This is a genomic window from Methylobacterium sp. EM32, assembly GCF_040593685.1.
Lineage (GTDB): Bacteria > Pseudomonadota > Alphaproteobacteria > Rhizobiales > Beijerinckiaceae > Methylobacterium.
The window spans coordinates 1-8,208 of the sequence record NZ_JBEXZS010000217.1 but is presented as its reverse complement, the minus strand read 5'-3'; the positions used below and the strand labels follow the sequence as shown (position 1 = coordinate 8,208).

The window sequence follows — 8,208 nt, the reverse complement described above, 5'->3', positions numbered from 1 at the left end:
GCAGCCGCGCCGGCGCTGCGGCCGACGCCACCACGTCAGGACAAGCTGCGCCGTGCGCACCAGACAGAACCTGTCGTTTGTGATCAGGCCATTGAGCTGGTGTTCCGCTGGCTCAAGCAGCATCTGGCGATTCGCCGCTTCCTGGGCCGCAGCGTGGAAGCCGTGCGCCTGCAACTGGTGGCGGCGATGATCACCTTCGCGCTGCTGCGCCTGGCGCTGCGCCGCCACTGTCCACGCGTGCCGATCCTGCGCCTGGTCGATCTGCTGCGGCAGGGCTTGTTCGAGCCGCAGACCTGGGCCGAGGTCCGGGCCTTGCTCGATCCAAGATGCCCATCGACCAAGCGGCGCAGGAGACACGGTCATGCATCCTGACTTCCCCAGACAGTCCTGCCGCAGAAAGGGGGAGGGTTCAGGCGGCGCGTCCCGCTATGCTCACAGCACCTTCCGGTACTGGATGAACCCCGGCCGGTCCGCCAGCGTGTCGTAGAGCGCCCTCGCCGTGACGTTGGCCTCCTGCGTCAGCCAGTACACCCGGCTCGCCCCGGCTTCGCCCGCCGCCGCGTAGACCGCCTCGATCAGCGCCCGCCCCGCCCCCTGCCCGCGTGCCTCCTTGGCGGTGAACAGGTCCTGCAGGTAGCAGTACGGCCCGGCGGTCCAGGTCGAGCGGTGGAAGATGTAGTGGACGAGGCCGATGACCGCGCCGTCCTCCCGCTCGGCCACGAGGGCGTGCATCGGCTCCGACGCGTCGTGCAGGCGGGCCCAGGTGAGGTCGGTGACCTCCGGCGCGACGGTGGCGCCGTAGAAGGCGAGGTAGCCCTGCCAGAGCGGGTCCCAGGCGGCGCGCTCGTCGGGGCGCAGCGGGCGAATGGTGAGAGTCGGCATCCGGCGCGGTCCTGTCGGGAAGAATCGCCGGCAGGGTCGCGGGGAACGATCCCGGGATCAAGGGGCAAGGATCAGAGGGACCGCGCAGATCAACCGCGCGGCCCCGCTCCGAAAAATCCTACTTCAGGTGGAACTTGTCGAAGTCGCGGTGCTCGGCCTCGATCCGGCGCACGGTGCCGGTATGCGAGCGGTAGACCACCGTCTCGGTGCGGATCGTGCTGCGGCCGAACCTCACGCCCTTGACCAGCGCCCCGTCGGTCACGCCGGTCAGCGCCACCACGACGTCGCCGCGGGCGAGATCCTCGAGGGCGTAGAGGCGGTTCGGGTCGGCGACGCCCATCTTGGCGGCGCGGTCGCGCCTCTCCTCGGTGTCGAGGATCAGGCGGCCCTGCATCTGGCCGCCGATGCAGCGCAGAGCGCCCGCCGCCAGCACGCCCTCGGGGGCGGCGCCGATGCCGAGATAGATGTCGATGCCGGTCTCCTCCGGCATAGTGGTGAAGATCACGCCGGCGACGTCGCCGTCGGAGATCAGGCGCACGCCGGCACCCGTCCGGCGGATCGCCGCGATCAGGTCGGTGTGGCGCGGCCGGTCCAGGACGAGGGCGGTGATCTCGGCCGGGGGCACGCCCTTGGCCTTGGCCAGCGCGTGGATGTTCTCCTCAGGGCTCGCGTCGAGATGCACGGTGCCGGCCGGGTAGCCCGGGCCGATGGCGATCTTGTGCATGTAGACGTCGGGGGCGGCGAGCAGGGTGCCGCCCTCGGCCATCGCCATCACGGCGACGGAGCCCGGCATGTCCTTGGCGCACAACGTGGTGCCCTCGAGCGGGTCGACCGCGATGTCGACCTTCGGGCCCGAGCCGTTGCCGAGGGTCTCGCCGATGAACAGCATCGGGGCCTCGTCGCGCTCGCCCTCGCCGATCACGACGGTGCCGTCGATCGGCAGGCGGTTCAGCTCGCGGCGCATCGCGTCGACGGCGGCCTGGTCGGCGGCCTTCTCGTTGCCCTGGCCGCGCAGGCGCGCGGCGGCCACGGCGGCCCGCTCGGTGACGCGCACCAGTTCGAGGGTCAGGATGCGCTCGATGACCTGGCTCGGCCCCGGCTTCTTGGCGTCCGACATGCGTTCGTGATCCTCGTGCTGATCCTTCGCGCCGGGTCTTAAAGGAGAAACCGGCGCCGCTGAACTGAATTTTGTCAATCGACCGCCGGGTTGGCAGCGGATTGCACGGGAATGTTTTTCCCCATCAACCCGCTCCGCAGGTCGGCGACCCGACGCACTTACTCGCGCTCGATGCGGATGAGCTGCGGCGGCTCGGAGAGGAGGCCGTCCGCCGCCATCGCGTCGAGGCTCTCGCGGATCGCGGCCTCGGTCGCCGCGTAGGTGATCAGCACCAGCGGCACCGGCAGGCCCGAGCGGCCGTGGCGGTCGCGGGCCACCGCGTTCTCCGAGCGGTGCTGGAGGATGCTCTCGAGGGAGATCTCGCGCTCGGCCATCTTGGTCGCGACGCCGGCGGCGACGCCGGGGCGGTCGTGGACGGTGAGGCGGATGTAGTAGCCGCCCTCGTGGCGCTGCATCTCGGCCCGCACCGGGGCGGTCAGCGCCGCCACCGGGCGGCCGAAGGCCGGGGGCGTGCGGCCGGCCGCCACGTCGGCGATGTCGGCGACCACCGCCGAGGCGGTGGCCTCGCCGCCGGCGCCGGGGCCGATCAGGGTGAGTTCGCGTAAGGCATCGGTGTCGATGGTGACGGCGTTGGTCACGCCCATCACCTGGGCGATGGCGGAGGATTTCGGCACCATGGTCGGGTGGACCCGCTGCTCGACGCCGCCCGCCGTCGCCTCGGCGACGCCCAGGAGCTTGATCCGGTAGCCGAGCTCGTCGGCCATGCGCAGGTCCAGCGGGGTGATCGCCGAGATGCCCTCGACCGAGACGCCTTCGGCGTCGAGCTCGGTGCCGAAGGCGAGGCTCGTCAGGATCGCGAGCTTGTGGGCGGTGTCGAAGCCCTCGACGTCGAAGGTCGGGTCGGCCTCGGCGTAGCCGAGGGCCTGCGCATCCTTGAGGCAGGCCTCGAAGGTCAGGCCCTCCAGCTCCATCCGGCTCAGGATGTAGTTGCAGGTGCCGTTGAGGATTCCGTAGACGCGCGAGATCCGGTTGCCGGCGAGCGCCTCGCGCAGGGCCTTGACCACCGGGATGCCGCCGGCCGCCGAGGCCTCGAAGGCGAGCGCGACGCCCGAGGCTTCCGCCGCGCGGGCCAGCGCCGGACCATGCTTGGCCAGCAGCGCCTTGTTGGCGGTCACGACGTGCTTGCCCGCAGACAAAGCCGCCTCGACGGTCTCGCGCGCTTTGCCCTCGGCTCCGCCGATCAGCTCGACCACGCAATCGACCTCGGCCGAGCGGGCGAGCGCGACCGGATCGTCGAACCAGGTCACGCCCTGGAGGTCGAGGCCGCGGTCGCGGGTGCGGTCGCGGGCGGCGACGGCGGTGACCCGGACCGGCCGCCCGGCGGTGGCGCTGATCGCCTCGGCACGGCGCGCGACCATGCGGACGACGGAGGCTCCGACGGTGCCGAGACCGGCGATGCCGAGGCGGAGGGCTTGAGTCATGGCGAACAATCCGGGCAGGCAGGCGCGGTGCGCGAATGTCGCGGCCCCGCGGCGGGGTCCTTCTGCAACGGTTTCCGGACCCGTGCAAGGAAGGCGGCACCTTGCGTCAGGCGGCACTCGCGTCAGGCAGCCCCCGCGCGGCGGGCCGCCCGCACCAGGCCGTAGAGCACGCACGCGTTCAAGAGGTGCCAGAGCCAGTGGGTGCCGAAGGGCACGAAGGGGCAGAGGACGGCGTCGAGCGTGCGCGCCGCGAGCGAGGCGAGGAATAGTCCCCCGATCCCGATCAGCGCGGCGCCCTCCCGCCGGCCGAACCGGAGCGCGGCGAGCCCGACGCCGAACAGCGCGAGCGCCGCGGGGGCGTAGGCGACCGAGCCGTTGGTGAGCGGTCCGAGCGGCCGCCCGGCGAGGTGCGACAGGGCGGGCTCGAAGAACGCAGCCGCCGCCGCGAAGGCCAGGGTGCCGATGAGCGCCGCGAGGGCGGAGAGCCGGAGGAAGCGCCGGAGCGCCAGGAAGAAGTAGGCGTGGATGAACAGCGCGATCGGGATCACGTCAGCGAGCGCCGACCACTCCACCGCCAGGGTGTGGAACAGGGCGCTGCCGAGGCCGATCAGCCCGATCAGCCAGGCGAAGCCGTCGGCGACCGGGTCCGGCGCCCGGCCGCGCCGCAGCAGCAGGAACGCGGCGACCCCGAAGGCGGCGTTCGAGGCCGCGTTCAAGGGCTCGGCCCACAGCTCCGGCCCGGTGCGCTCGCAATAGTCGCGCACCGGATCCCACCAGTCGAACGCCATCCTGTCCGTCCCCACCCCACCGCCGTCCCGCGGCTTGCCAGCGCCGCGCGAAACCCCGATGACGGACCCTCACGGCAGTAGCGGTTCACGAGCGGCGCGGGACGCGATGCGGATCACCACCTGGAACGTCAACTCGGTCAAGCAGCGTCTGCCGCACCTCCTGGCCTTCCTGGCCGAGGCGCAGCCCGACGTGGTCTGCCTCCAGGAGCTGAAATGCGTCGACGACGCGTTTCCCCGCACCGAGATCGAGGAGGCCGGCTACGTGGTGGCGACCCACGGCCAGAAGGCGTTCAACGGCGTCGCGCTGCTGACCCGCCGGCCGCTGCCGCTCCAGGAGATCCGCCGCGGCCTGCCGGGCGACGCCACCGACGAGCAGGCGCGCTACATCGAGGCGGTGATCCCGACCGCGACGGTGCCGGTGCGGGTGGCCTCGATCTACCTGCCGAACGGCAACCCGGTCGGCACGCCGAAATACGACTACAAGCTCGCCTTCATGCGCCGGCTCCAGGCCCATGCCGTGGGTCTGCGGGCGCGGGAAGAGGTGCTGGTGCTCGCCGGCGACTACAACGTGATCCCCGAGCCCGAGGACGTCGCCGATCCGGCGGCCTGGGTGAACGACGCGCTGTTCCTGCCCCAGACCCGGGCGGCGTTCCGCAGCCTCATCAACGAGGGCTTCACCGACGGTCTTCGCGCCTGCGACGGCAGGCCTGGCGTCTACAGCTTCTGGGACTACCAGGCCGGCTGCTGGCCGCGCAACCAGGGCATCCGGATCGACCATCTGCTCCTGTCGCCGCAAGCCCTCGACCGCCTGGTCTCGGCCTCGGTGCAGAAGCACCTGCGCGGCCTCGAAAAACCCTCCGACCACGTGCCGGTGACGGTGGAGCTGGATCTCGGCTGATCAGCCCGCCGCGGGCCGCAGGTAATCGGCCTGGAACTCGGCGACGGCCTGGAGGCCGGGCAGGTCGAGGATGTCGACCCGCCGGCCGCCGACCTCGACCAGCCCCATCAGGCGCAGCTGGCGCAGCACCCGGTTGACGTGGACGTTCGACAGGCCGGTCGTGTCGGCGAGGTCCTGCTGCGTCAGGGCGAGGTCGTAGCCGCCTTTCGTCGCCCAGCCGACGATCCGTAACCGCTCGTGCAGCTCGCACAGGAGGTGCGCCACCCGCTCGACCGCCGAGCGGCAGCCGAGATTCATCACCCATTCGCGGGTCGTCTCCTCCTCGGCGAGCTTGGCGCAGCGCAGGGCCCGGGCGAGGCCGGGATGCCGCTCGACGAGGTCGGCCAGCACCTCCCGGGGGATTCGGGCGACCCGGCAGGCCCCGAGGGTGCCGACGCCGTGGTTGATCCGGCCCAGATGCGCGAAGTCGGGGTCGCAGAGATCGCCGGGCACGAGGAAGCCGGTGATCTGGCGCGACCCGCTCGGGCGGTGGCGGTAGCGGCAGGCGATGCCCTCCAGGACCAGGACGGCACTGTCGGGCACGGCCCCCTCGACCAGGAGGTCGTGACGCCCCTCGACCCGCTGCCCGCCGGCGCTCAAACCCGTGAGCGCCGCCTGCTCCTCCGCGTCGAGGGGGAGGTAGGCGGAGAGCTTGCGCACGATCGGGTGGAGCGGGTGCCCGCCCGTGGACGGCGCGGCGGGTGTGTGGATCGTCGGCGTCGCGGATGTCGGAATCATGATCGCGCCTCGCGGGCGAGCTGGCCGAGCACCAGGACGAGGTCCCGGTGCCAGGCCGGCTTGGTCAGTCGGGGCGCGGCGCGCAGCTCGGCGCAGGACGCGGCGTCGCGCGCATCGTCGGCATGAACCAGGAACGGTACGCCGCTCTCCCGCAGCGCCCTGGCGAGGCGGCTGCCATCGCCATCCCGAAGCGGGAGGTCGAGGATTGCGAGGTCGGGCGCTCCCCGGGCCATCCAGGCCAGGGCTTCGTCCTGGCTCGCCAAGGGCCCGGCGACGCGGTAGCCGGCCTCCGCCAGCGTGTCGCCGACCGCGAGGCCGACCAGGGGATCCTCCTCGACCAGCAGGACTGTCGGATGATGGTCGTCCCGTCGCAAATCTGCTCCCTCCGGTTTCGGCCCGCGGATGCACGCCGTTGCGAAGAGTTATAGATGCAGGTTGCCGCACCCGTAAGAGATCGCGTGGTTCGGTGTTGTATCGTACAATGGCACGATGCGATGATGGTTCCGATTTAGCGTGTGATTTCGAAGGCGACAGGCGTTAATATCAAATGTTGACCATATATCATTTGTTATAATCATTTGTTTATCGCCATGATGGCTTGAATATCTGAAGACACGCCGTCAACCAACGACGAGGTGTCGCGTTAGGAGAGGATACCCAACCGTCGATCCGCGAGGAGGAATCCGTGCCGCAGCTCCGGCAATCGACTCTGCGCAATCGCCTCCTGCGGGCCATGGCCCCCGAGGATTTCGCGCTGTTGCAGCCGCACCTCGATCCCGTCGCGCTGCAGCTGCGCGAGGTGGTGATCGCCCCGGACGCGCCGGTGGACGACCTGCTCTTCCTCGAGACCGGCATGGTCTCGATCTCGACCGCCCACGACGATCGCCGGATCGAGGTCGGCCTCGTCGGCAGCGAGGGCCTGGTCGGGGCGGTGCCGGTCGGGCTCGATTGCACCACCACGCCGCACGTCTACTTCGTCCAGCTCTCGGGCGAGGGGTTGAGAATCGGCCGGGAGGCTTTCTGCGCCGCGCTCGGCGAGAGCCCGGCCCTGCGCCGCCTGCTGCTGCGCTACGTCCACACCCTGATCGTCCAGATCACCCACACCGCCTACGCCCACGCGTCCCTGAGCCTCGAGAGCCGCCTCGCGCGCTGGCTGCTGATGTGCCACGACCGGACGGAGGGCGACGAGCTGGTCCTCACGCACGATTTCCTGTCGATGATGCTGGGAGTGCAGCGGGCGGGGGTCACGCTGGCGATCCAGAACCTGGAGGGCGCCGGCCGTATCCGGGCCAAGCGCCGGCGCATCGAGGTGCTCGACCGCGACAAGCTCCTGGCGCTGACGAACGGCAGCTACGGCACGCCGGAGGCCGAATATGCCCGCCTGATCGAGGGCGCCTGATGCCGCGCTACTTCTTCCACCTCCGGCACGGCCCCGGCCCCGACGGCCTCGCGACGGATCCGGAGGGGGACGCGCTGGCCGGGCCGGACGCGGCGCGCGCCCACGCCCTCGCGGCCGCCCGCGACCTGATCGCTCGGGCGCGGCTCGACGCGGTGCGCGACTGGTTCTCCTGCACCTTCGAGGTGACGGACGAGGACGGGCGCCCGGTGATGAGCGTGCCGTTCGCCGACACGGTCACGGAGGACGGGGACTAAGCAGAGTTGCACAGGGCAACTCTGCTTAGATTTTTGTTTTTGCATCATTTTCTCCGCCGAACCGGTGACCACTTCGGCACCGGCCGTCCGCGGCCGGCGGAATGATGCTTAACCCCCGAGCCGCCGCGCGATCCAGGTCTCCGCGGCGTCGAGATCGGAGAAGATCTGCGGCTGCGGCGAGGCGAGGCTGCCGAAGCCCGCTTCGAGGAACCATTGCCCGGCCTCCTCGCCATAGGCGTCGGACAGGCAGACCAGCACCGCCGCGAGGGCGCCGTCGACGAAGACGAGCAATCCCCGCTCGGCCTCGTCCCCGGTCCTGACGCGCACGGGCTGAAGCGTGACTTCCATGGCGGGCCAACGACGCGCAGCTTGCTTGGTTCTGGTGCGCCCGCGGCATGGCTGCCTCTCCGCGGGAATGGCTGCCCCCCGGAACGCGGGCAGCCGGCACCGATTGCCTCCGCGACCGCCCTCGGCGGGCCTCCTCTCACAATGAGGCATCAGGACATGAAGACCATGTTGATCGCCGTCGCCCTCGTGGCCGGCGCCCTTGCCGCTGTCCTGGCTGATGCCCGGCTGGCCGGCGGCGCCGGTGCTGTTCGGGCTGCCGGACCC

General features: G+C 71.0%; 10 protein-coding genes and 1 pseudogene. 4 read left to right on the top strand and 7 right to left on the bottom strand.

Annotated elements, in window-relative coordinates; all coding sequences use genetic code 11:
• Positions 1–372, top strand: a pseudogene (locus ABZT49_RS34325) (hypothetical protein); the annotation flags it as partial.
• Between the two features lie 60 nt (positions 373–432).
• On the opposite strand, the gene ABZT49_RS28155 reads toward ABZT49_RS34325, so the two are convergent.
• The 4 genes from ABZT49_RS28155 to ABZT49_RS28140 all read right to left on the bottom strand — a co-directional run bounded on the left by ABZT49_RS28155 (position 433) and on the right by ABZT49_RS28140 (position 4,268).
• Complete coding sequence (locus ABZT49_RS28155; RefSeq protein WP_355291025.1) at positions 433–882, bottom strand: GNAT family N-acetyltransferase; 450 nt, start codon at positions 880–882, stop codon at positions 433–435.
• Positions 883–1,000: 118 nt separating this feature from the next.
• The gene (gene glpX / locus ABZT49_RS28150) at positions 1,001–1,999 is read right to left on the bottom strand and encodes a class II fructose-bisphosphatase (protein WP_355291023.1); all 999 of its coding nucleotides are present in this window, start codon (positions 1,997–1,999) and stop codon (positions 1,001–1,003) included.
• Between the two features lie 158 nt (positions 2,000–2,157).
• Positions 2,158–3,480 (bottom strand): homoserine dehydrogenase, encoded by a 1,323-nt coding sequence (locus ABZT49_RS28145; protein ID WP_355291021.1) that lies wholly within the window; start codon positions 3,478–3,480, stop codon positions 2,158–2,160.
• Between the two features lie 122 nt (positions 3,481–3,602).
• Positions 3,603–4,268 carry a hypothetical protein gene (locus ABZT49_RS28140; protein WP_355291019.1) on the bottom strand — a complete coding sequence of 222 codons (666 nt, stop codon included), beginning with the start codon at positions 4,266–4,268 and terminating at the stop codon, positions 3,603–3,605.
• Between the two features lie 106 nt (positions 4,269–4,374).
• Between ABZT49_RS28140 and xth the strand changes: the two genes are divergently transcribed.
• A complete protein-coding gene (gene xth, locus ABZT49_RS28135; RefSeq protein WP_355291027.1) occupies positions 4,375–5,166 on the top strand; it encodes an exodeoxyribonuclease III in 792 nt (263 codons plus the stop codon).
• Here the strand turns inward: xth and ABZT49_RS28130 are convergent, their stop codons facing one another.
• Together ABZT49_RS28130 and ABZT49_RS28125 are read right to left on the bottom strand one after the other, a co-directional pair.
• Positions 5,167–5,943, bottom strand: a complete 777-nt coding sequence (locus ABZT49_RS28130) for a Crp/Fnr family transcriptional regulator (RefSeq protein ID WP_355291018.1) — start codon at positions 5,941–5,943, stop codon at positions 5,167–5,169.
• Positions 5,940–6,317 (bottom strand): response regulator, encoded by a 378-nt coding sequence (locus ABZT49_RS28125; protein WP_355291016.1) that lies wholly within the window; start codon positions 6,315–6,317, stop codon positions 5,940–5,942. The genes ABZT49_RS28130 and ABZT49_RS28125 overlap by 4 nt, the downstream gene beginning before the upstream one ends.
• A 311-nt stretch (positions 6,318–6,628) precedes the next feature.
• On the opposite strand from ABZT49_RS28125, the gene ABZT49_RS28120 reads away from it, so the two are divergent.
• Complete coding sequence (locus ABZT49_RS28120) at positions 6,629–7,342, top strand: Crp/Fnr family transcriptional regulator (RefSeq protein WP_355291014.1); 714 nt, start codon at positions 6,629–6,631, stop codon at positions 7,340–7,342.
• Positions 7,342–7,596, top strand: coding sequence for a DUF6894 family protein (locus tag ABZT49_RS28115; RefSeq protein WP_355291012.1), 255 nt, complete (start codon positions 7,342–7,344; stop codon positions 7,594–7,596). The genes ABZT49_RS28120 and ABZT49_RS28115 overlap by 1 nt, the downstream gene beginning before the upstream one ends.
• A 108-nt stretch (positions 7,597–7,704) precedes the next feature.
• Here ABZT49_RS28115 and ABZT49_RS28110 read toward each other — a convergent pair whose 3' ends face one another.
• Positions 7,705–7,923 carry a hypothetical protein gene (locus tag ABZT49_RS28110; protein ID WP_355291010.1) on the bottom strand — a complete coding sequence of 73 codons (219 nt, stop codon included), beginning with the start codon at positions 7,921–7,923 and terminating at the stop codon, positions 7,705–7,707.
• Positions 7,924–8,208 lie beyond the last annotated feature (285 nt).